The following is a 22,512-nucleotide window of genomic DNA, read 5'->3' as shown; positions in this document are numbered from 1 at the left end:
CTCTCCGCGCCTCTCAGCCGTCCAGGTCGGCGCGCGCGGCGGACACGTCGTCCTCCGCGCGCTCGAGCGCGTCGTGCGCCGCTCGGCGCTCCTCCTCGGCCTTCGTGAGGTCGAGCTGCGCCGCCTCGAGCTGCGCGCGCATCGCCTCCTCGTGGCGCGCCGCGGCCTCGCGGGCGGCGGCCGCATCGGCGACGCGCTTGCGGGCGGCGTCGCGGGTGCGCTCGGCGCGGGCGAGCGCGCGCTGCTGCTCGGTCCGGCGCTTGCGCTCCTCGCTGCTCGCGGCCCGCTGCTCGCGCTCTCGCTCCGTGTCCTCGCGGTCGCGCTCGGCCAGCTCGGCCCGCTTCGTCGCCGCTTCGCGTTCCTTCGGCGCGACCGGCCCGCCGGCCAGCGCCTCGAGGCCCGACAGGCGCAGCTGCCGGACGGCGCGGCCGGCGGCGACCTCCTCGCGGACGGCGGGGTCGACCGCCGCGGCGTGGAGCGTCTCGATGACCGCCTGGACGTTCGCCTCGCCGAGGAACTTGCCGTTGCCGGTGATGAGCCCGCGGGCGGCGTCGGCGAGCGGATCGAGCGCCTTGCGCTCCCGCTGCAGCGCCTCGCGCAGCTCGGCTCCCGTTCCCTCGCCGGAGACCGCCCGGCGCTGGGCGGCGAGCACCTCGTCGCCGGCGCTCCAGAGTTCGCTGGCGAGCCCCGGCTGCGTCCGGACGACCTGGTTGACCGCCCAGGCGGCGAGCGATGGCTTCGCCAGCTTGGCGACGGTCGCCGCGCCGTCCCGGTCGCCCTCGGCGCGCAGCGCCTTGGCCAGCAGGGTGCGCTCGGGCACGAACTGCTCGAGCGGCAGCGCGTAGAGGGCGTCGGCCTCCTCGTTCACGCCGCGCATCATGGCGAGCGCGGCGGCTGGTTCGGTCAGATCGCGGCGAGGTCCTGCGCCAGGCGGCGGGGCGGGCGGGCGCCGATCAGCTGGAGCACGGGCCGGCCGTGGCGGAACGCGATCAGCGTCGGCATCGACATCACGCCGTACTGCGCCACGGTGCGCTGCTCGTCGTCGGCGTTGAGCTTGACGAAGCGCAGGTCGGGGCGGTCGGCGGCGACGGCCTTGATCGACTGGTCCATGAGGCGGCACGGGGCGCACCAGGGGGCCCAGAAGTCGACGACGACGGTGCCCTCGGCCTCGAGGACCTCGGCGGTGAAGGTGTCGTCGGTGATCGCGGGGAAGGCGGCGTCGCCGGCGACGGGGGTGGGGGCGGTTTCCATGGGATCGACTGTGGCCGGTCGGGGGCCCGCTCCCAAGTCGGATCCGTGATCGCTCCGATCAGCCCGGCACGATGCGAGGCGTGGAGCTCCGCCAGCTCGAGTACTTCGCCGCCGTGGCCCGCCACCGCCACTTCACGCGCGCGGCGGCCGAGATCTACGTGACGCAGTCCGCGATCTCGCAGCAGGTCGCGCGGCTCGAGCGCGAGCTCGGCGTCGCCCTGCTCGTCCGCGGTTCGCGTGGGGTCGAGCTGACGCCGGCGGGGGAGGAGCTGCTGCGCAGCGCCGACGCGATCCTCGGCGAGGTCGCGCGGGCGCGGGCGGCGATGGACGCCCACGCCGGCGTCGTCCGCGGTGTGGTGCGCGTGGCGACGACGGCCGGGGAGGCCCTGCGCCTGGCCGCGACGCTCGCCGCGTTCCACGCCGCGCATCCCGGCGTCCAGGTCGCCGTCCGCGTCGCACCCGCCGCCGACGTCGCCCGTTCGGTCGCGACCGGCACCGCCGACCTCGGCGTCGCCGCGCTCACGACCGCGGAGCGAGCGGCGCTCACCGGCGTCGCGGTCGACGACGTCGCCGCCGAGCGCCTCGTCCTCGTGAGCGCCCCCGGCGAACCGTTCGCCGCGGGAGAGCCGGGCGCGGGCGCGGCGATCGACGACCTCCGCGGCCGCCCGCTCATCCTCGCCGAGCGCGGCAGCGCGCTGCGCGAGACGGTCATGGCCGCCTGCGCCCACCACGGCTTCAGCCCGGTTCCGCTCCTCGAGGTCGGCGACCCGGCGACGGTCCGCACCCTCGTCCACGCCGGCCTCGGCCTCAGCGTCATCCCGGCCTCCTGGCTCGACCACCCCGGCGCCGACGTCACCGCGACACCCCTCACCGAACCCCTCGACCTCCCGATCTCCCTCCTCATCCCGGAGACCGGCCCACCACCCGCGGCGTCCCTCCTCGCCGAGGCGCTCAGGCCGGCACGCTGACCTGGTCGCGCGGCGACCAGCGCTCGACGCGGAACTCGTCGGCGAGCCGCACCCCGACTCGCTGGCGGTTGCGCGATGGCTCCAACCGCAGGGTGGTGACGTAGCCGGCGGCGATGTCGACGGGCACGACGTAGACGGCGTCGTGACCGGCGCACGCAACGCCGAAGACATCGGCGCGGCCGCGGTAGTCGTTGCGTCCCCGTCCGTGGTCCGTGCCGCAGCTGTTGAAGAGCAGGCAGCCGTCGCGCAGCCGGGCGGTCTTGCACTGCACGCGGATGAAGTGCCCGTCGGCATCGACGGCGAGGTCGTAAGCGCTGGAAGCGCTGAACGGCAGGAGGACCCGGTGACCGCACCGGACGAGCGCTGCGAGCACTGCCGCCTCGGTCGCGTCTCCCTTGGTCACGAACGCATGTTCGCATTCGGGACGGACGGAAGAGGAGCGCGCGAGGAGGGATTCGAACCCCCGACTTTCGCCTCCGGAGGGCGACGCTCTATCCACTGAGCTACTCGCGCGGGAATCGACATCGTAGTCGGTCGCTGCCCCGTCGAGGGGGTGCGGGCCTATGCTCGGCGGGCGATGGACCTCTCGGTCGTCTTCGCCGGCACGGCCGGCTCCGTTCCCACGGCGCGGCGGGGGTTGCCCGCGACGTTGCTGCGCCGTGGTGGCGACCGGATCCTCGTGGACTGCGGGGAAGGGACGCAGCGGCAACTGATTCGCTCGGTCGGGCTCGCGGACATCGACGCCGTGTACATCACGCACCTGCACGTCGACCACTGGCTCGGGCTGCCGGGGATGATCAAGTCGTTCGAGCTGCGCGACCGCGAGCGGCCGCTGACCGTCTACGGCCCGCCGGGCATGAAGGCGGCCATCGGGTCGATGCGGCTCGTGCTCGGGCGGCCGCGGTTCGGCCTCGAGGTCGAGGAGCTCGAGCGCTACGACGAGGTGCAGCACGACGGCTACGTCATCGCGTCCGTGCCGGTGCGCCACCGCACCGAGGCGTTCGGCTACGCGCTCATCGAGGACGAGCGGCCGGGCCGCTTCGACGCGGAGCTCGCCGAGAAGCGCGGGGTCACGCCGGGCCCCGACTTCGGCCGGCTGCAGCGCGGCGAGGTCGTCGACGGCGTCGCGCCCGAGGAGGTCGTCGGGCCCGCGCGGCCGGGACGCAAGATCGTGATCAGCGGCGACACCGCGCCGTGCGACGCGCTCATGCGCATCGCCGAGGGCGCGGACGTGCTCATCCACGAGGCGACCTTCACCGAGGAGGAGCGCGAGCGGGCGCGCGAGACGCAGCACTCGACCGCGCGCCAGGCCGCCGAGATCGCCGAGGAGGCGGGCGTGCAGCTGCTCGCGCTCGTGCACCTCTCGACCCGCTACGGCGGCCGCGAGATCAAGGACGAGGCCCGCGCGATCTTCCCGAACACGGTCGTGCCCAGGGACTTCGACGTCATCGACGTCCCGTTCCCCGAGAAGGGCGAGCCCGAGCTGATCCGCGGGGACGAGCACGTGCCGGCCTGACCGCCGGGACCGCTGTTATCGTCAACTCCCGAACGTTCCTACCAACCGGTCCTGTGAGACCGGGCGACGGTCCAGCGAGGCCAGGGAGGACAGGATGGAAGCAGAGAAGGTCGTCCTCGATCGGGACGACATCAGGCGCACGCTCGTGCGGATCGCGCACGAGATCGTGGAGAAGAACGCGGAGGCGGACCGTCTCGCGATCGTCGGCATCCACCGCCGCGGCGCGCTGCTCGCCCAGCGGCTGCACGGGCTCGTCGAGGACCTGCTCGACGCGCAGGTCCCACTCGGCGACCTCGACATCAACTTCTACCGCGACGACGTCACCACCCGGCACGAGCAGCCGGTGGTCCAGGCGAGCCACATCGGCTTCCCGCTCGAGGGGATGACCGTGGTCATCGTCGACGACGTCCTCTACACCGGCCGCACCGTCCGGGCGGCGATCGAGGCGCTCTTCGCCTACGGCCGCCCCGAGCGCGTGCAGCTCGCCGTGCTGACCGACCGCGGTCACCGCGAGCTGCCCTTCCGCGCGGACTACATCGGCAAGAACATCCCGACCGCGCGCTCCGAGCGCGTCAGCGTCCGCCTCGACGAGCTCGACGGCACGGACGAGGTCGCCATCGTCCAACCGCAGGAGGCACTGACCCGATGAGGCACCTGCTCTCCGTCGAGCACGACCTCGACCGCGAGCGCATCGAGCGCATCGTCGAGCTCGCCACCTCGTTCGAGGAGGTCGCACGGCGGCCGATCAAGAAGGTCCCCGCGCTGCGCGGCCGGACGGTGCTGAACCTCTTCTACGAGGCGAGCACGCGCACGCGAGGCTCGTTCGAGCTCGCCGCCAAGCGCCTCAGCGCCGACGTGGTCAACTTCTCCGCCAGCGGGTCGAGCGTCGAGAAGGGCGAGTCGCTCAAGGACACGGTCCTCACGCTGAGCGCCCACAAGCCGGACGCGATCGTCTGCCGCACGCCCTGGGCCGGCAGCGCCGACCTCGTCGCCCGCTGGAGCGGGGCGAGCGTCGTCAACGCCGGCGACGGCAAGCACGAGCACCCGACGCAGGCGCTGCTCGACGTCTACACGCTCATCCGCAAGCTCGGGACGCTCGAGGGCAAGAGCATCTGGATCGTCGGCGACGTCCTGCACAGCCGCGTCGCGCGGTCGAACATCCTCGCCTTCCGCGAGATGGGCGCGCACGTGACGATCGCCGGCCCGCCGACGCTCATCCCGCGCGACATGGAGACGCTCGGCTGCGACGTGCGCTACGACCTCGACGACCTCCGCGACGCCGACGTCGTCTACGCGCTGCGGATGCAGAACGAGCGCATCGACCAGCCGTACCTGCCCTCGCTGCGCGAGTACGCCTCGCGCTTCCAGATCAACGGCCGCCGGCTCGGCGCGCGCCAGGTGCTCATGCACCCGGGCCCGGTGAACCGCGGCGTCGAGCTGTCGGGCGAGGTGGTCGACTCGCCGCAGGCGGTCATCACCGCGCAGGTCGAGGCCGGCGTCGTCGTCCGCATGGCGGTGCTCTACGACGTCCTCGAGGGCTCCCGCGCGCCGGACGGCCCGGGCGCGCGCAGCCGGGTGGAGGCGCAGCTGGCATGAGCGCGAACGCCAACCTCGTCCACCGCGAAGCTCCCGCCGCCGACGTCCTGATCCGCGGCGCCCACGTGCTCGACCCGCGGACCGGGATCGACGCCGCCCACGACGTGCTCGTCCGCGGGGGCGAGATCGCCGAGCTCGGCGCGCCGGGCTCGATCGACGCCCCGCAGGGCGTCGAGGTCGTCGACGGCGAGGGCAAGCACCTGCTGCCGGCCTTCGTCGACCCGCACGTGCACCTGCGCACGCCGGGCCAGGAGCACAAGGAGGACCTCGACACCGGGACCCGCGCCGCCGCGGCCGGCGGCTTCTGCGCCGTCGTCGCGATGCCGAACACCGACCCGGTCGTCGACTCCGCGCCGATCCTGCGCGCGCTCAAGGACGCCGCCGCCCGCGAGGCCCGCATCCCCGTCGGCTTCATGCCCTGCATCACCGTCGGCATGAAGGGCGAGCAGCTCACCGAGATGGCCGAGCTGCGCGACCTCGGGGCGCTCGGCTTCACCGACGACGGCAAGCCGGTCACGAGCGCGCAGATCCTGCGCCTCGCCTTCCAGTACCAGCGGATGGTCGGCGGCGTCCTGGCGCTGCACGAGGAGGACCCGCTGCTGAGCGGCAAGGGCGCGATGCACGAGGGCTCGGTCTCCGCGCTGCTCGGCGTCAGCGGCATCCCGAGCATCTCCGAGTCCACGATGGTCGCCCGCGACGCGGCGATCGCCGGGTACGAGGACGGGCGCGTGCACATGCAGCACCTCAGCTGCGTCGAGTCGGTCGAGGCGGTCGCCTTCGCGAAGGAGCGCGGCGTGCGGATCAGCGCCGAGGCGAGCCCGCACCACCTGACGCTGACCGACGAGGCGGTCCACGGCCTCGACACGCGTATGAAGATGAACCCGCCGCTGCGCAGCGAGCGCGACCGCCAGGCGCTCATCCACGGGTTGCGCGACGGGACGATCGACTGCATCGCCACGGACCACGCGCCGCACGCGCGCGACGAGAAGGAGGTCCCGTTCGAGCAGGCGCCGATGGGGACCACCGGGCTCGAGACCGCGTTCGCGTCGGTGTACACCGACCTCGTCCTGCCCGGCGTCCTGCCGTTGGGCCTCGTCATCGAGAAGCTCAACGCGGGCGCCGCGCTGCTCGACCTCGACACGCCGGTCATCGAGAAGGGCCGCGTCGCGGACCTCACGCTCGTCGACCTCGAGGCGGAGTGGATCGTCGGCGAGAGCGGCTACGAGAGCCGGTCGGAGAACAACGCGTTCGCCGGACGGCAGCTGCGCGGCCGCGTGTTGCTGACCCTCGCGGCCGGCACGGTCGCCTACCGCCAGCGGGCGTTCGCCCTGAGCGCCGCATGACCGCGGTCAGCGAGACCCCCGGCGTCCCGCGCACCACCGGCGAGGCCGGTCCCGTCCGCGGGCTGCTGCGCCGCGACGAGGCGGTGCTCGTCGTCGTCGACGTCCAGGAGGCGTTCCGCAAGGCGGTGCCCGACTTCGAGGCGATCGCCGGGAAGACGGCGACCCTGGTCGAGGCGGCACGGATCCTCGGCGTCCCCGCGGTCGTGACCGAGCAGTACCCGCAAGGCCTCGGCGCCACGGTCGCCGAGGTCGGGCTGAAGGAGGAGAGGGTCCTGCCGAAGACGGTCTTCGCGGCCAGCCGCGCCGAGGGCTTCGACCTCGGCGGGCGGCGGCAGGCGATCGTCTGCGGCATCGAGGCGCACGTGTGCGTCCACCAGACGGTCGCGGACCTGCTGGCCGGCGGCGTCGAGGTGCACCTCGTCGCCGACGCGATCGCGAGCCGCAATCCGCGCAACAAGGAGATCGCGCTGCAGCGCGCCGAGCGCTCCGGCGCCGTCCCGACCACGGTCGAGATGGCCCTGCTCGAGCTGTGCGAGCGCGCGGGAACAGACGAGTTCAAGGCGGTCCAGAGGTTGATCAAGTGAGCGGCGCCTACGTCCTCCTCGAGGACGGCACCCGGTTCGACGGCGACGCCGCCGGCCACGACGCCCCGGCGGTCGGCGAGGTCGTCTTCACGACCGGCATGGCCGGCTACCAGGAGTCGGTGACCGACCCGAGCTTCGCGGGCCAGCTCATCACGTTCACGTACCCGCACATCGGCAACTACGGCGTCTCGCAGGACGCGATGGAGTCCGACCGCATCCACGCGCGGGCGGCGATCATGCGCTCCGCCGTCAATCACGAGGACGCCCCCGGCGCCGAGGCGGGCTGGCTGGACTGGCTGCGCGACTGCGGCATCCCGGCGATCACCGGGCTCGACACGCGCGCGCTCGTGCGGCACATCCGCAGCGAGGGGGCGATGCGCGGCGGCCTGTTCCCGGAGCGGATCAGCGAGTCCGAGGCCCGCGACCTCATCGCCGCCGAGCCCTCGATGGCCGGCCGTGACCTGGCCCGCGAGGTCACGCCCAAGGAGGTCGTGCGGCTGGGGAGCGGGAACGGCCCGCGGATCGCTGCGATCGACACCGGCATCAAGGCGTCCATCGTCCGGCACCTCGTGCAACGCGGAGCGCGCGTTTCGCTCCATCCCTGCGACGTCTCTGCAACGACCTTGCTGCAGGACGACCCGGATGCCGTGTTCCTGGCCAACGGACCCGGTGATCCGTCCGCTCTGGACCACATCGTGGCGACCGTGCGTGAGGTCGTCGGGAAGAAGCCGGTGTGGGGCATCTGCCTCGGCCACCAGCTGCTCAGCCGGGCGGTGGGGCTCGAGACCTTCAAGCTGCCGTTCGGCCATCGCGGCGCGAACCACCCGGTCAAGGACGTCGAGACCGGGCGCATCGAGATCACGAGCCAGAACCACGGCTTCGCGGTGGTCGGCCCCAACGGCGCGCGGACGATCGACGTCGACGAGCCGGTCCGCTGGGAGACCGACTTCGGCACCGCCCAGCTCAGCCGGGTGAACCTCTACGACCGAACGGTCGAGGGCCTGACGCTGCTCGACGTCCCCGCCGGGACGATCCAGTACCACCCCGAGGCCGGCCCCGGCCCGCACGACGCCCATCACCTGTTCGACGAGTTCGTGAGGAGCCTCGAGCGTGCCGCGTAGGGACGACATCAACCGGATCCTCATCCTCGGCTCGGGCCCGATCGTCATCGGGCAGGCGGCGGAGTTCGACTACTCGGGCGTGCAGGCCTGCAAGGTCCTGCGCGAGGAGGGCTACGAGGTCGTCCTCGTCAACTCCAACCCGGCGACGATCATGACCGACCCGGAGTTCGCGGACGCGACGTACATCGAGCCGCTGCTGCCCGGCCCCGTCGCGCAGGTCATCGAGAAGGAGCGGCCGGACGCGCTGCTGCCGACGCTGGGCGGGCAGACCGCGCTCAACCTCGCCCGCGCGCTGGCCGAGGACGGGACGCTCGAGCGCTTCGGCGTCGAGCTCATCGGCGCGAACTACGAGGCGATCGGCCGCGCCGAGGACCGCGACCTCTTCGCCCAGACGATGGAGCAGGCGGGGCTGAAGATGCCGCGCAGCGGCATCGCGCACTCGCTCGCCGAGGCGGAGGACCTCATCCCCGACGTCGGCCTGCCGGCGATCATCCGCCCGGCGTTCACGCTCGGCGGGCGCGGCGGCGGCGTCGCCCATGACCTGCAGGAGTTCCGCGAGGTCGTCACGCGCGGCCTCGATGCGAGCCCGATCGGCCAGGTCCTCATCGACCAGTCGGTGATCGGCTGGGGCGAGTTCGAGCTCGAGGTCATGCGCGACCGCAACGACAACTGCGTGATCGTCTGCTCGATCGAGAACGTCGACCCGATGGGCGTCCACACCGGCGACTCCGTGACCGTGGCGCCGCAGCAGACGCTGACCGACCGGCTCTACCAGGAGCTGCGCGACCAGGCGTTCACGGTCATCCGCGCGGTCGGCGTCGAGACGGGCGGCTCGAACGTGCAGTTCGCGGTCAACCCGGAGACCGAGGAGGTCCTCGTCATCGAGATGAACCCGCGCGTCTCGCGGTCCAGCGCGCTGGCCTCGAAGGCGACCGGGTTCCCGATCGCGAAGATCGCCGCGCGGCTCGCGGTCGGCTACGCGCTCGAGGAGATCGACAACGACATCACGCAGGCGACGCCCGCGAGCTTCGAGCCGACGATCGACTACGTCGTCGTCAAGTGGCCGCGGTTCGCGTTCGAGAAGTTCGCCGGCGCGAACGACGAGCTGACGACGCACATGAAGTCCGTCGGCGAGGCGATGTCGATGGGGCGGACGTTCCAGCAGGCGTTCGCGAAGGCGATGCGCTCGCGCGAGCTCGACCGCAAGGCCGACGTCTCCGCGCCGCTGGATCAGCTGCTCGAGCGCGTCGGGCGTCCGACGGCCGACCGCTTCGACGTGCTGCTCGAGGCGCTGCGCCGCGGCGCCTCGGTCGAGGAGATCCACGAGCGGACGAAGATCGACCGCTGGTTCCTGGCCGAGTTCGCCGAGCTCGCGGCCGATCCCGAGGCGCCGTTCCGCGGCGAGCGGACGTTCAAGTCGGTCGACACGTGCGCCGCCGAGTTCGAGGCGCGCACGCCGTACTACTACTCGGGCTGGGAGCGCCGCCGGGCCGACGAGGTCGAGCGCGGCGACAAGCCGTCGGTCGTGATCCTCGGCTCCGGGCCCAACCGCATCGGGCAGGGGATCGAGTTCGACTACTGCTGCGTGCACGCCGCGATGACGGTCCGCGACTCGGGCCGCGACGCGGTGATGATCAACTGCAACCCGGAGACGGTCTCGACCGACTACGACACGTCGGACCGCCTGTACTTCGAGCCGCTGACGCTGGAGGACGTGCTCGGCGTCGTGGAGATCGAGCAGCCGGAGGGCGTGATCGTGCAGTTCGGCGGCCAGACGCCGCTGAAGCTGGCGCACGGGCTGAGCGAGGCCGGCGTGCCGATCCTCGGGACGAGCGTCGACGCGATCGACCTCGCCGAGGACCGCGGGCGCTTCGGCGCGCTGCTGGACGAGCTCGGGCTGCGCGCGCCGGCGTACGCGACCGCGCACTCGGTGGCCGAGGCGCTCGACAAGGCCGAGGACGTCGGCTGGCCGCTGCTCGTGCGCCCGTCCTACGTGCTCGGCGGCCGGGCGATGGAGATCGTCTACAGCCGCGAGGGCCTCGAGGACTACCTCCGCCGCGAGGGCGTCGGAACGAACGGCGGGGGGCGCGCGATCTACCTCGACCGCTTCCTCGAGAACGCGATCGAGGTCGACGTCGACGCGCTGTGCGACGGCGAGAGCGTGTGGATCGGCGGGATGCTGCAGCACGTCGAGGAGGCCGGGATCCACTCGGGCGACTCCGCGCAGGTGCTGCCGCCGCACTCGCTCGGGCCCGAGATGCTGGCCGAGCTGCGCCGCCAGACCGAGGCGATCGCCCTCGGCCTCGGCGTCGTCGGCCTCATCAACGTCCAGTACGGCGTCTGCGACGGCAAGGTGCACGTCATCGAGGCCAACCCGCGCGCGTCGCGGACCGTGCCGTTCATCTCCAAGGCCGTCGGCGTGCCGCTCGCGAAGATGGCCTGCCGGCTCATGCTCGGCGAGAGGATCGGCGACCTCGACCTGCCGCCCGAGGCTGTCGGCGGGGCGGCCGAGAGCACGCACGTGAGCGTGAAGGAGGCCGTGCTGCCCTTCGACCGGTTCCGCGACGCCGACGCGCTGCTCGGGCCGGAGATGCGCTCGACGGGCGAAGTGATGGGCATCGGCCGCGACTTCCCGACCGCGTTCGCGAAGGCGCAGGCCGCCGCCGGGTCGGCGCTGCCGCAGGAGGGCACGGTCTTCCTCACGGTGACCGACTCCGACAAGGCCGCCGTCCACGGGATCGCCTCGACGCTGCACGACCTCGGCTTCCGCATCGTCGCCACGCGCGGCACGGCGCGGGCGATCCAGGCCATGGGCGTGCCGTGCACGGCGATCAACAAGATCGCCGAGGGCGACGATCACGTCGTCGACTGGATCGAGCGCGGGGACGTCGACCTCGTCGTCAACACGCCGACCGGCTCGGGCGCGCGCACGGACGGGTGGGAGATCCGCCGCGCCGCGGTGACCGCCGGCGTGCCGTGCATCACGACGATCTCGAGCGGCATGGCCGCGGCGCGCGCCATCGCGGTCGCCCGCCAGCGCGGCGCGGCGGAGGTCGAGTCGCTCCAGGAGATCCACGGCAAGATCGCCGCGCGGGCCCGGGCGCGATGAACCCGCTGTTCCTGCTGCCCGCGGAGACGGCCCACCGGGTCGCCTTCGCGGTGCTGCGGGTGCTGGCGGTCGTCGCGCCGCTGCGGACGGTCGTCCGCCGGCTGCTGGCGCCGCGCGACGCGGTGCTGCGCACCGAGGCCTTCGGGCTGACGTTCCCGTCGCCGGTCGGGCTGGCCGCCGGCTTCGACAAGGACGCGACCGCGTTCGCCGGACTGGCCGCGCTCGGGTTCGGCAGCGTCGAGGTCGGGACCGTCACCCCGCGGCCGCAGCCCGGCAACCCGAAGCCGCGGCTCTTCCGCCTGCGCGGCGACCGGGCGATCGTCAACCGGATGGGCTTCAACAGCGGCGGCGCCGGCCGCGCCCGCCGCCGGCTCGAACGGCGCGGGGGAGAGGGCGACGCGATCCTCGGCGTCAACCTCGGGCGCAACAAGACGAGCACGGACGCGGTCGCGGACTTCGTCGAGGGCGCGCGGACGCTCGCGCCGCTGGCCGACTACGTGACGGTCAACGTCAGCTCGCCGAACACGCCCGGGCTGCGCGACCTGCAGGCCGTGGAGCAGCTGCGCCCGCTGCTCGAGGCGGTCACCGCGGCGACCGACAAGCCCGTGCTCGTGAAGATCGCGCCGGATCTCGCCGACGAGGACGTCGACGCCGTCGCCGACCTGGCGCTCGAGCTCGGGCTCGCCGGGATCATCGCCACCAACACCACGATCGCCCGCGACGGCCTCACCGCATCGCCGCAGGAGATCGACGGCATCGGCGCCGGCGGGCTCTCGGGCCGCCCGCTGCGCGACCGCTCGCTCGCCGTTCTGCGGCGCCTCCGCGCCCGCACCGGCGACCGGCTCGTGCTCGTCGCCGCCGGCGGCATCGACGACGCCCACGAGGCGTGGCGGCGGCTCGCCGCGGGGGCGACGCTCGTCCAGCTCTACACCGGCTTCGTGTACGGAGGGCCGCTCACGGCCGCCCGGATCAACCGCGAGCTGGCCCGTCGCGCGCGCGAGCGGGGGTTGACCCGGATCCAGTTCGTCGTCGGCTCCGAAGCCGCCGCGACTGGCGCGGCAACAGCGCCGGCCGTGCGGTAGCCTCACCAGTGAGACCGCTCAGGCGGTCTCGGGAGGAGTCCCATCCGCGCGGCGGCGCGGCGCCGTGCGACGTTCGTCGAGCGGGTCGCCGCCTTCGTCAGCAGGCAACCGAAGACGTGTCGCGTTCTCACGAGGCCGCTGCCTTGCATTGGGCAGTGGCTTTTTGTGCGTGTAGGCGAAAAGCCTGCAAATCGCCGCGAAGAGGGTCGACCTGGCTGGACTGATCTCAAGCTCGCGTCGAGGTCTAGGGATCTTCGCTCGTGAGACCTTGCAGGACCCGGACGACGGGGTATAGTCGCCGCCCATGCCGCCGGCCACGAACACGCCCCCGAAGCAGGCCGCGGCCCCCGAAAGATCCCTCGTCCAACGCATGGACGCCCTGCAGCGCGCGAACGAGATCCGGACTCGCCGCGCGCAGCTGAAGCGCGATCTGAAGGCAGGCCGCGTGTCGATCCACGATCTCCTGCTGACCCCGCCCGAGTACCTCGAGACGGCCAAGGTCTTCGACATGCTCTTGGCCGTGCCGAAGTACGGCCGGGTGAAGGTCAACAAGATCCTCGTCACGTGCCGGATCTCGCCGAGCAAGACGATCGGCGGCCTGTCCGAGCGGCAGCGCAACGAGCTCGTCTCGCTCCTGCGCCGGTGACGCGCGCACGCGCGCGCGTGGACGTCAGCCCCTGACGGGTTGGCCCGGGTCTTCGTCATCACCGGCCCGTCGGGCGTCGGCAAGGGCACGCTCATCCGCGCGCTGCGCGAGCGCGTGCCGGAGCTCCAGCTCTCCGTCTCGGCGACCACGCGCGGGCCGCGGCCGGGGGAGACGCACGGCGTCGACTACTGGTTCCTCAGCGACGACGAGTTCGCTCGCCGCGTCGAGGCCGGCGACTTCGTCGAGCACGCCGAGTACTCCGGCCGCCGCTACGGCACCCTGCGCGAGGAGCTCGAGCGCCGGGTCGCGGGCGGTCACCCGGTGGTGCTCGAGATCGAGCTGCAGGGCGCCCGGCAGGTCCGCGAGACCATGCCCGAGGCGCTGCAGATCTTCATAGCCCCGCCGTCGGAGGATGCGCTGCGGGCGCGGCTCGTGGGCCGCGGCACCGACGACGCCGACCAGGTGGCGCGGCGGCTGGCCGTTGCCCGCGACGAGCTCGCCGCGCAGGACGAGTTCGGCAAGGTCGTCGTCAACGACCGGCTCGAGGACGCGGTGGGCGAGCTCGAGGCCGTCGTGCGCGAAGCGCTGTAACTCGGTCCACGGACGGGCCGGGCTCTACACTTCCCCGCATGATCTCGCCCCGCCTCGACAAGCTGCTCGAGCACGTGGACTCCAACTACGCGTCCGTCCTGGTCGCCGCCAAGCGTGCCCGGCAGATCAACTCGTACTACCACAACCTCGGGGAGGGGACCTTCGACGAGTTCCCGCCGCCGATGATCGACACGGCGTCGAAGAACTACCTCACGATCGCGCTCGAGGAAGTCGCCGCCGGCAAGCTGAAGTACCACTACCGCTAGGCGGGACCGCGGCGGTCGGCGATGGCCCGGATCCTGCTCGGCGTCACCGGCGGGATCGCCGCGTACAAGGCGCTCGAGCTCGTGCGCCTCGCGACGAAGGCGGGCCACGCCGTACGCGTCATCCAGACGCCCACCTCGCAGCGCTTCGTCGGCGCCGCCTCGTTCGCGGCGCTGACGGGCGCGCCCGTCCTCACCGGCGAGTTCGAGCGCGATCCCGCCCGGGGCGCCTTCCCCGGCGATCCCGGGGTGGGCGGGGACGGCGTCCACGAGCCGATCAGCCACCTCGCGCTGGTCGAGAACGCCGACGTCTTCCTCATCGCGCCCGCGTCGGCGAACACGATCGCCAAGCTCGCGCACGGCCTCGCCGACAACCTCGTCACGAGCGCCGCGCTCGCCGCCACCTGCCCGGTGGTCGTCGCGCCGGCGATGAACGGGCACATGTGGGAGCACCCGGCCACGCGCGCCAACGTCGAGCTCCTGCGCGCCCGCGGCGTGACGATCGTCGATCCCGGCACCGGCGACCTCGCCTCGAAGGGCGAGCACGGCACCGGCCGGCTCGCGGAGCCCGCCGACCTGCTCGCCGCGATCGTCGGGCGCGGGGGGCCGTCGCCGCTCGACGGCCTCAAGCTGCTCGTCACCGCCGGCGGCACGCGCGAGCCGATCGACAGCGTCCGCTACATCGGCAACCGCTCGTCGGGGCGGATGGGCTTCGCGCTCGCCGAGGTCGGCGCGCGGCTCGGTGCGGAGGTGACCGTCATCGCCGCGAACGTCGAGCTGCCCCGCGACCCCGGCGTCACGTACGTCGACGTCCAGACCGCGGAGGAGCTGCGGGAGGCCGCGGTCGACGCGTTCGGGCGCACCGACGTCCTCCTGATGGCCGCTGCCGTCGTCGACTTCAGGCCCGCTTTAGCTGCCGAGAAGAAGATCAAGAAGACGGCCGGTCAGGACACGATGCGCGTCGACCTCGAGCTCACCCCGGACATCCTCAGCGAGCTGGCCGCCCTCCGAGGGCCGGGCCAGACCGTCGTGGGCTTCGCCGCCGAGCACGGCGACGGCGCGCTCGAGTACGGACGCGACAAGCTGCGGCGGAAGGGGTTGGACGCGATCGTGGTCAACGACATCTCGCGCAAGGACATCGGGTTCGACAGCGTGCAGAACGAGGTGACGATCGTGACCGCCGACCGTGAGCTCCCCGTTCCCCGCGCGCCCAAGGCCGAGATCGCCCGCGCGATCCTCGACGAGGTCGTCCGGCTGCGCGCGCAGGCGGTGGCCGGCTCGTGACCATCGACGCGTCGCAACGGGTCGGCGACGACGAGCTGGCCGCGTGCGCGGCGATCGTCAAGCGCATCACCGCCAACGTCCACACCGCCGTCGAGGTGGGCGACGAGCTGCTGCAGCAGGCGCTCATCGCGCTCGTCGCCGAGGGCCACGTGCTCATCGAGGACCTGCCGGGCGTCGGCAAGACGACGCTCGCCCGCTCGCTCGCCCGGTCGATGGACCTGCAGTTCGCGCGCGTGCAGTGCACGGCCGACCTGCTGCCCGCCGACGTCGTCGGCACGAACGTCTTCAACCAGCGCGAGGACCGCTTCGAGTTCCGCCCCGGCCCGATCTTCGCGAACGTGGTCATCGTCGACGAGATCAACCGCGCGTCGCCCAAGACGCAGTCCGGGCTGCTCGAGTGCATGCAGGAGCGGCGGGTGACCGTCGACGTCCACACGCACGAGCTCGCGCGGCCGTTCCTCGTCCTCGCCACGCAGAACCCGGTCGAGTACGAGGGCACGTACCCGCTGCCCGAGGCGCAGGTCGACCGCTTCATGATGCGGCTGTCGCTCGGCTACCCGACGGCGCGCGGCGAGGCGGAGATGCTCGCCCAGCACGAGCGCGGCGACCGCACGGCCGAGCTGCAGCCGGTCGCCAGCGCCGCCGACGTGCTCATGGCCCAGCAGGCGGGCGAGCGGATCCTCGCCACCGACGCACTGCGCCGCTACGTCGTCGGGCTGCTGCAGCACACGCGCGACGACGCGCGGACCGAGCTCGGCGCGTCCCCGCGCGCCGGCCTCATGCTGCTGCGCGCCGCGAAGGCCCGCGCGCTGCTGCAGGGCCGCGACCACGCGCTGCCCGATGACGTGCAGGCACTGGCCCGGCCCGTGCTCGAGCACCGGATCGTGCTCGCGCCCGAGGCGGTCGACGCGACGGCCGAGCAGGTCATCGTCGACGCGCTGGCGGCCACCCCGGCCCTCTAGCCGCGATGCGCCCAGCCGCCGGCATCCTCGCACTCGGGCTGGGGCTGGTGCTGGTCGCGGGGACGTTCGACGCCGAGCCGCTCTACGTCCCCGGGGCGGGGCTCGTCGTGCTCGCGCTGAGCTGCATGGCGTGGGTGGTGCTGGCGGCCCGCGGGGTGACGATCGACCGCTCGCTCGAGGCGCGCCGGGTCGTGGAGGACGACCCGCTCGACGTCTACGTCGGCGTGGGCGTGGGCAGCGTGCCGCTGCCCGGCGGGGAGCTGGTCGACCGGCTGCTCGACCGGCCCGTCCGGCTCGGAGCTGGCCGCCGCGGCCGCCGCCTGCGGATCCGCGCGACGTTCGGGCACCGCGGGCGCCGCGCGCTCGAGCCGCCCGCCGTCGTGGTGCGCGACCCGCTCGGCCTCGCCGCCCGTCGCGTCACCGCGCCCGGCGACGACGAGGTGCTGGTCCTGCCCCGCGTGTTCCCGATCGTCCCGGCGCGCGGCGCCGACGGCGACGGCAGCCGGCGGCGGGGGCGGCCGGCGATCGCCGCGGAGGTCGAGCTCGACGGCGTGCGCGAGGGCCGGCCGGGCACGCCCGCGTCGCGCATCTACTGGCCGGCGCTGGCGCGCGGGCACGGGATGATGGAGCGCCGGCTGCGGTCGGAGTCCGACGCGACGCCGATGATCGTGCTCGACGCGCGGGCGGGCGAGCGCGAGGAGGACCTCGACGCCGCCGTGCGCGCGTGCGCCTCGCTCGCGGTGTCGATCGCGAAGAACGGGGGCGCCGCCGTGCTGCTGCCGGGCGACCGGCGGCCGACGGTGCTCGACCCGACGCTCGGCGGCTGGGCGCATCTGCACGCGCGGCTCGCGCTGGTGCTGCCGGGCGGCCGGCCCGCCCTGTCGGGCGTCGCCGCGCGCGTCGGGCCGGTGCTCTACGTCGCCGCGCGGGTGCCGGCGCGGCCGCCGCGGGCGCTCGAGCACGCCCCGGCCGCCGGGCGGATCCTCGTGGTACCGGGCATCATGCCGGGGCGGCGCGAGCTCTTCACCGTGGCGGGCTGCCACGGCTTCGACATCGAGCCCGCGCGCATGCGCGTGAGGAGCCGTGCGTAGGTGAGCACCGCGCTGCGCGACCCGAGCGCCCCCGGCGCACGCGACCCGTTCCTCGGCCGCCCGCGGCTGACGCCGTCGCGCACGGCGCCGGTCAAGCCGCGGCGGGCGATCGACGCGCTGTGGATCCGGCTCGTCGCGTGCGGGGCGCTGGCCGCGTTCGGCGCGCAGGCATGGGCGGACATGGTGCGGCCTTCCGAGCCGGGCCGGCTGCTGGGCGCGGCCGCTGCGGGCGTGCTGCTCGGCGCGGTCGTGCTCCTGACGCTGCAGCTGCGCGCGTCGCGGCCGGTGCGGCTGGTGGTCCTGGCGCTGGTGGCAGTCGCGGCGTTCGCCGCGGCGGTGCTGTTCGCCGGCGTGCCCGCGCGCCTGCTCGGACCGAAGGTGTGGGACGACCTGTTCGGCGGCCTGGGGCAGGGGCTGCAGGCGCTGCCGGGCCTCAGCGTTCCCTATCGCGGCGTCGACGAGTGGAACCGGATCGCGATGCTGCTCGGCGGGACCGCGCTGGCGGTCGTCGGTCCCCTGGTGGCGTGCTGGCCGGGGCGGTCGGGGCGCCCCGCTCCCGCGCTCGTTCCCGCGATCCTCCTCAGCGTTCTCTACGCGGTCCCCGCCGTGCAGTTCACCGCCCGCCATCCGTGGCTGGACGGCGCGCTGTTCGCCGTGCTGCTCGCGGGCGTGCTCTTCGCCGAGAAGGTCGCGACGCGCGAGGTCCCGGTGGCGGTCGTCGCGGTCGGCGTCGCGGTGCTGGCCGGGATGGCGCTGGCGCCGGCGCTCGACGCGCGCAAGCCGTGGGTGGACTACGAGTCGCTGGCGCAGTCGCTGGGCGAGCGGGGGACGACGGCGTTCGCGTGGAACCACAGCTACGGGCAGCTGGACTGGGCGCGTGACGGGCGCGAGGTGCTGCGCGTCCGAGCGCCCGCGTCGTCGTACTGGAAGGCGACGACGCTCGCGGACTTCGACGGGCTGCGCTGGCGCGAGGTGCGCCCGCGCGGGTTCACCGACGACCCCGTCGCGTCGCTCGGCCCGCGGCGGCGGTGGGTCGAGGACCTGCGCGTGTCGGTGCGGAACCTGCGGACGCAGCAGTTCATCGCGGCGGGGACGACGCTGCGGATCGACCGCGCGCCGCGCGACCCGGTGCCGGGGGCGCCGGGCTCGTTCGTCGCGGCCGGGTCGCCGCTGCGGCGCGGCCACGCCTACCTCGCGCGGGCGTACGTGCCGCGGCCGACGTCCGCGCAGCTGGCGAACGCGTCGACCGACTACCCCGAGCAGCTGTGGCCGTACCTGTCGATGGAGCTGCCCGTCGGCATCGGCGGCCCGCAGGCGATCGATCCCGCCACGCTGCAGCCGACGCGGACGGGGCGGCCCGCGTTCGTGGTGTTCAGCACCTTCGGCGACGACCGCGATGCCCTGCTCTACCAGGGCCGCGGATACGCGGAGCGCGCGGGCAGCGAGGCCGTCTCGTCGTCGCGGTACGCGCGGATGCTGCGGCTGGCGCAGCGGCTGCGGGCGCAGAGCGTCTCGCCCTACGACTACGTCCGCCGGGTGCTCTCGTACTTCCAGCGCGGGTTCTCCTACAACGAGAACCCACCGCAGCGGCCGGTCCCGCTCGACGCGTTCGTCTTCCGCGACAAGGTCGGCTACTGCCAGCAGTTCTCCGGCGCGATGGCGCTGCTGCTGCGGATGGGCGGCGTGCCCGCGCGGATCGCCGCCGGGTTCACGCCCGGCACCCTGGACCGCGAGCGCAACGAGTACGTCGTCCGCGACCTCGACGCGCACTCGTGGGTCGAGGCGTACTTCCCGTCGTACGGGTGGATCACGTTCGACCCGACGCCGGCGGTCGCCCCCGCCCGCTCGCAGGCGCCGGGCATCGAGGATCCGGTCGAGGAGGACTCGTCCGAGGATCCGTCGGGTTCCGGCTCGGCCGTGGCGGCGGACCGCACCAGCGATCCGGCGGGCATCGACACCGGCGCCGCCGATGACGGCAGCGGCGGCGGGCCGGTGTGGCTCATGGTCGTCGGCGGTTGCGTGGTGGTCGGCGGCCTCGTGTTCTCAGTGCTGCTGTGGCGGGGGCGGCGGCGGTTCCTCCGGCTGTCCGCCGACGAGGCGGTGGCCGAGCTGCAGCGCGCGTTGCGCCGGACCGGCCGCGTGCACCAGAGCGGGCTGACGCTGGCGCGGCTGGAGGAGTCGTTCCGGTACACCCCTGTCGCCGCGGCGTACTTCCGGTCGCTGCGGGCGGCGCGGTACGGAGGCGACGGCGCGGCGCATCCGTCGCTGGAGGAGCGCAAGGCGCTGCGGCGCGAGCTCGGTGCCGGTCTCGGGTGGCGCGGCCGCCTGCGCGCCCTGTGGGCGCTGCCGCCCTGGTAGACCGCCTCGGGACGGATCCGAGGTCCGCCTAGACTGGGTCGGGATGTCGGACAGCGTCTACGAGCTCTTCAAGCGCGGGACGCGGTTGCTTGAGGACGGTGACTTCCACGCTGCCACGGTGCCGCTGGCCCGTGCGCGTGACCTCGAGCCGCGGAAGACCTCGATCCGCGAGGCGCTCGGCCGCGCGTTCTTCCGCTCCCAGCGGTACGACGAGGCCGCGCTCGAGTTCGAGGCGGTCGTCGAGCAGGCGCCCACCAACGACTTCGCGCTCTTCTGCCTCGGCCGCTCGTACCAGCTCCTCGGCCGCCACAAGGAAGCCCGCCACCCCCTCGCGCTCGCGTGCAACCTCCGCCCCGAGCGCGGCGACTACCGCAAGTACCGCGACCAGGCCCGCAAGCGCGCGGCCTGACCGGCGCGGTGCGCCCCGCGAGGGGTGGGCCGACACCAGCCCTTGGCTGCCCGGGAACCGACCCGGCGAGCCGGGACAGTGCCTCCTGTCCGAGCACCACCGACCAGGAGGTCACCATGTCCGTCACGTCCATCCGTCCCGCCCGCGTCCTCGCCGCCGCCGCCGTGGCCGCCGCGCTCGCCACCACCGGCACCGCTGGTGCCGCGCACGCCGCGACGTCGCAGGCCGCCACGCCGGTCCTCCACGGCAAGCAGGGCGCGCCGATCAAGCTCAAGGGCAAGCTGCGGACGCTCGTCCGCGAGCGCAGCGCCCGCACGAAGATGCTCAAGTCGGGCACCTGGATCGGCCCGACCTGCTTCGTCTACAACTACAGCAACCACCGCGAGGCCCTCTGCCAGTGGGACTACGTCGGCGGCGGCGACTGGATCACCTACAACCTCTACTACGCCGACTACGGCAGCGGCTGGTACTTCACCGGCTGGGACTGGCGCTGAGCAGCCGGCGCCGCAGCGCGACACGCGCCGGCGCCGACAGCAGGCCCGCGCCGTCCGTCGCGACGGCGCGCAGATCGAAGGTGCGGCGGCTCGATGCGAGCCGCCGCACCCATGCCGGCAGCCGGAGGCCGTTCGCGCCGGCCCGGCCCGCGTGCACGAGCGCGGGCGACAGGCTCCTCCAGCTCCGGCCGGCGCGCCGGCGCACGGTGAGGACGACCTCCGCGGGCTCGGAGAGCTCGTAGCGCACGACGCCTCCGGCCTCGAGCCGCAGGGCGGCGATCCGCGGGGTGACGGCGTCGGGGTCGCCGCGGTCGAGCGCCGACGCGCGCCGGGTGATCCACGCGCGCAGCAGCGGCGACGCGGCCCACGCGAAGTTCGTCGGGTACCGCGGACGGCCGCAGCCCAGGCCGAAGCTCGTCACGCCGACGACGAGGCCGCCGACGAGCAGCGGCCCGCCGCTGTCGCCGCGGCACACGTCGCGGCGGCCGCGCGGCGAGGCGGCGCAGAGCATCAGGTCCGGCTCGTGGTCGCGCGGGTACGCGCGGGCGCAGCGCGCGTTGCTCCACAGCGGGAGCCGCGCGGTGCGCAGGACCGGCGAGTCCGGCCCGAGCTCGCCGGTGAGCCCCCAGCCGGCGACCGTTCCTGCGACGCCCTCGCGCAGCCGCAGGCCGAGCGGTGCGATCGCCGCCGGGCCGGGCGAGGCCGGAGCGGCGAGCCGGATAAGCGCGACGTCGTAGAGCACCGGGTCCACGCGGAACCAGGGGTGCCGCGCGATGGCGGCGACCTCGCGCACCTCGCCGCCCCCCGAGCGCAGGTCGGTCCGCCCGAGGATCACCCGGCGCGTCGCGGGCGCGAGATCGCGGCCCGCCACGACGTCGACGATGCAGTGCGCCGCGGTGAGCACGACCGCCGGGGCGATGAGCGTCCCGCCGCAGACCTGCGCCTCGGCGTCCGGTCGCGGACTGCCGTCGCGCGCGGGGCGGGTGTCGAGGATCGCGGCGACGGCCGGAAGCTCGGATGGGAGCGCGACGCGGCCCCCGACGACGGCATCGGCGCCGGCGGCGGGAACGAGCGCGAGCGCCAGCGTGAGGGCGGCCGTCGCGCGCGCCGCCCGCACCGGGCTACGCCGCGCCGTCGAGGTCGCGCGGGGTGACGACGCCGAGCTCGAACGCGCGCTCGACGAGGCGGGCGCGCTTGACGTTCTGCGGGAGGTCGGCGAGCTCGAACTTCTCGCCGAGCGACCGCAGGTGCGTCTTGACCGCGTCGATGCTCAGGTACAGCTCGTCGGCGATCTGGCGGTTCGTCGCGGGGGTCGCGAACGTCGCGCCGCGACCGTAGGGGCGGCACAGGGCGACGAGCACGCGGCGCTGGGCGTCGGTGAGCTTCGGGGGAGCGAACGAGGCGGCGATCTGCGTCGAGCTGCGGCCGACGTCGTCGGGCCAGCGGAAGGAGACTGCCGTGCCGCCGATCAGCAGCTGATCGCCGTCGCGCAGCCGGTGGCGGCCGCTCAGCCGATCGCCGTTGATGAACGTGCCGTTGCGCGACAGCCCGTCGTCGCTGCACGTCCACGCGCCGCCGATCCACTCGAGCTCCACATGCAGGCGCGAGACCTGCGCGTCCCAGCCCAGGCAGACGGTGTTGTCGATGTCGCGCCCGATCGAGGCGCGACCGCCCTCGGGCAGCGTGACGATGCGCTGGCGCTGCCGGGCGTCGCGCAGCAGCAGGAACGGCCGGCCGTCGCGCTCGGCGGCCAGCCGCTCCGCGATCTCGCGCGGCGCGGGTGCCTCGACGTCGTGGCGGTCACCGGCGGCCACGAGCCGACCTTACACCCGTCGTTGACGTCA

The 22,512-nt window shown here is 73.9% G+C and carries 23 protein-coding genes and 1 tRNA gene; 18 read left to right on the top strand and 6 right to left on the bottom strand.

Features of this window, described 5'->3' with window-relative positions; all coding sequences use genetic code 11:
* Positions 1 to 13: 13 nt before the first annotated feature.
* On the bottom strand, positions 14 to 868 hold the full coding sequence (locus AC1UE4_RS06170) for a coiled-coil domain-containing protein (protein WP_482916342.1): 855 nt from the start codon (positions 866 to 868) through the stop codon (positions 14 to 16).
* Between the two features lie 35 nt (positions 869 to 903).
* On the bottom strand, positions 904 to 1,251 hold the full coding sequence (locus tag AC1UE4_RS06165) for a thioredoxin family protein (RefSeq protein WP_482916341.1): 348 nt from the start codon (positions 1,249 to 1,251) through the stop codon (positions 904 to 906).
* Between the two features lie 80 nt (positions 1,252 to 1,331).
* Between AC1UE4_RS06165 and AC1UE4_RS06160 the strand changes: the two genes are divergently transcribed.
* A complete protein-coding gene (locus AC1UE4_RS06160) occupies positions 1,332 to 2,219 on the top strand; it encodes a LysR family transcriptional regulator (protein WP_482916340.1) in 888 nt (295 codons plus the stop codon).
* On the opposite strand, the gene AC1UE4_RS06155 is transcribed toward AC1UE4_RS06160, so the two are convergent.
* Both AC1UE4_RS06155 and AC1UE4_RS06150 read right to left on the bottom strand, forming a co-directional pair.
* Entirely contained in the window at positions 2,203 to 2,622 is a 420-nt protein-coding gene (locus AC1UE4_RS06155) for a group I intron-associated PD-(D/E)XK endonuclease (RefSeq protein WP_482916339.1), read from the bottom strand. The genes AC1UE4_RS06160 and AC1UE4_RS06155 overlap by 17 nt on opposite strands.
* Before the next feature lie 37 nt (positions 2,623 to 2,659).
* A tRNA-Arg gene (locus AC1UE4_RS06150) sits at positions 2,660 to 2,732 on the bottom strand.
* A gap of 64 nt (positions 2,733 to 2,796) precedes the next feature.
* Here AC1UE4_RS06150 and rnz point away from each other — a divergent pair.
* From rnz to AC1UE4_RS06065, 17 genes are all read left to right on the top strand, one after another.
* Entirely contained in the window at positions 2,797 to 3,735 is a 939-nt protein-coding gene (gene rnz, locus AC1UE4_RS06145) for a ribonuclease Z (protein ID WP_482916338.1), read from the top strand.
* 94 nt (positions 3,736 to 3,829) lie between these two features.
* Positions 3,830 to 4,384, top strand: a complete 555-nt coding sequence (pyrR, locus tag AC1UE4_RS06140; protein ID WP_482916337.1) for a bifunctional pyr operon transcriptional regulator/uracil phosphoribosyltransferase PyrR — start codon at positions 3,830 to 3,832, stop codon at positions 4,382 to 4,384.
* Positions 4,381 to 5,331, top strand: coding sequence for an aspartate carbamoyltransferase catalytic subunit (locus AC1UE4_RS06135; RefSeq protein WP_482916336.1), 951 nt, complete (start codon positions 4,381 to 4,383; stop codon positions 5,329 to 5,331). Before pyrR ends, AC1UE4_RS06135 begins: the two co-directional genes overlap by 4 nt.
* The gene (locus AC1UE4_RS06130; RefSeq protein WP_482916335.1) at positions 5,328 to 6,674 is read left to right on the top strand and encodes a dihydroorotase; all 1,347 of its coding nucleotides are present in this window, start codon (positions 5,328 to 5,330) and stop codon (positions 6,672 to 6,674) included. Before AC1UE4_RS06135 ends, AC1UE4_RS06130 begins: the two co-directional genes overlap by 4 nt.
* On the top strand, positions 6,671 to 7,258 hold the full coding sequence (locus AC1UE4_RS06125) for an isochorismatase family protein (RefSeq protein ID WP_482916334.1): 588 nt from the start codon (positions 6,671 to 6,673) through the stop codon (positions 7,256 to 7,258). The genes AC1UE4_RS06130 and AC1UE4_RS06125 overlap by 4 nt, the downstream gene beginning before the upstream one ends.
* On the top strand, positions 7,255 to 8,379 hold the full coding sequence (carA, locus tag AC1UE4_RS06120; protein ID WP_482916333.1) for a glutamine-hydrolyzing carbamoyl-phosphate synthase small subunit: 1,125 nt from the start codon (positions 7,255 to 7,257) through the stop codon (positions 8,377 to 8,379). Before AC1UE4_RS06125 ends, carA begins: the two co-directional genes overlap by 4 nt.
* Positions 8,369 to 11,488: a carbamoyl-phosphate synthase large subunit gene (carB, locus tag AC1UE4_RS06115; protein ID WP_482916332.1), complete on the top strand. Its 3,120-nt coding sequence runs from the start codon at positions 8,369 to 8,371 to the stop codon at positions 11,486 to 11,488. The genes carA and carB overlap by 11 nt, the downstream gene beginning before the upstream one ends.
* Positions 11,485 to 12,570, top strand: a complete 1,086-nt coding sequence (locus AC1UE4_RS06110) for a quinone-dependent dihydroorotate dehydrogenase (protein ID WP_482916331.1) — start codon at positions 11,485 to 11,487, stop codon at positions 12,568 to 12,570. Before carB ends, AC1UE4_RS06110 begins: the two co-directional genes overlap by 4 nt.
* A 370-nt stretch (positions 12,571 to 12,940) precedes the next feature.
* Positions 12,941 to 13,216, top strand: a complete 276-nt coding sequence (gene mihF, locus AC1UE4_RS06105; RefSeq protein WP_482916330.1) for an integration host factor, actinobacterial type — start codon at positions 12,941 to 12,943, stop codon at positions 13,214 to 13,216.
* Between the two features lie 39 nt (positions 13,217 to 13,255).
* Entirely contained in the window at positions 13,256 to 13,807 is a 552-nt protein-coding gene (gene gmk, locus AC1UE4_RS06100; RefSeq protein WP_482916329.1) for a guanylate kinase, read from the top strand.
* 38 nt (positions 13,808 to 13,845) lie between these two features.
* Positions 13,846 to 14,073, top strand: a complete 228-nt coding sequence (gene rpoZ / locus AC1UE4_RS06095; RefSeq protein WP_482916328.1) for a DNA-directed RNA polymerase subunit omega — start codon at positions 13,846 to 13,848, stop codon at positions 14,071 to 14,073.
* Between the two features lie 21 nt (positions 14,074 to 14,094).
* A complete protein-coding gene (gene coaBC, locus AC1UE4_RS06090; RefSeq protein ID WP_482916327.1) occupies positions 14,095 to 15,354 on the top strand; it encodes a bifunctional phosphopantothenoylcysteine decarboxylase/phosphopantothenate--cysteine ligase CoaBC in 1,260 nt (419 codons plus the stop codon).
* The gene (locus AC1UE4_RS06085; RefSeq protein ID WP_482916326.1) at positions 15,351 to 16,316 is read left to right on the top strand and encodes an AAA family ATPase; all 966 of its coding nucleotides are present in this window, start codon (positions 15,351 to 15,353) and stop codon (positions 16,314 to 16,316) included. The genes coaBC and AC1UE4_RS06085 overlap by 4 nt, the downstream gene beginning before the upstream one ends.
* Before the next feature lie 5 nt (positions 16,317 to 16,321).
* Positions 16,322 to 17,407, top strand: coding sequence for a DUF58 domain-containing protein (locus AC1UE4_RS06080; RefSeq protein WP_482916325.1), 1,086 nt, complete (start codon positions 16,322 to 16,324; stop codon positions 17,405 to 17,407).
* Positions 17,408 to 19,765, top strand: coding sequence for a transglutaminase TgpA family protein (locus tag AC1UE4_RS06075; RefSeq protein ID WP_482916324.1), 2,358 nt, complete (start codon positions 17,408 to 17,410; stop codon positions 19,763 to 19,765). It begins immediately after the preceding gene.
* A 43-nt stretch (positions 19,766 to 19,808) separates the two neighbouring features.
* Entirely contained in the window at positions 19,809 to 20,174 is a 366-nt protein-coding gene (locus tag AC1UE4_RS06070) for a tetratricopeptide repeat protein (protein ID WP_482916323.1), read from the top strand.
* A 116-nt stretch (positions 20,175 to 20,290) separates the two neighbouring features.
* On the top strand, positions 20,291 to 20,668 hold the full coding sequence (locus AC1UE4_RS06065; protein ID WP_482916322.1) for a hypothetical protein: 378 nt from the start codon (positions 20,291 to 20,293) through the stop codon (positions 20,666 to 20,668).
* Here the strand turns inward: AC1UE4_RS06065 and AC1UE4_RS06060 are convergent.
* Complete coding sequence (locus AC1UE4_RS06060; RefSeq protein WP_482916321.1) at positions 20,646 to 21,785, bottom strand: serine protease; 1,140 nt, start codon at positions 21,783 to 21,785, stop codon at positions 20,646 to 20,648. The genes AC1UE4_RS06065 and AC1UE4_RS06060 overlap by 23 nt on opposite strands.
* Before the next feature lie 4 nt (positions 21,786 to 21,789).
* Positions 21,790 to 22,482: an FHA domain-containing protein gene (locus tag AC1UE4_RS06055; protein WP_482916320.1), complete on the bottom strand. Its 693-nt coding sequence runs from the start codon at positions 22,480 to 22,482 to the stop codon at positions 21,790 to 21,792.
* Between the last annotated feature and the right edge of the window lie 30 nt (positions 22,483 to 22,512).

It is taken from the genome of Parviterribacter kavangonensis, from assembly GCF_056863335.1.
Note: the sequence above shows the minus strand (reverse complement) of the source record. Positions and strands in the feature narration are given on the sequence as shown.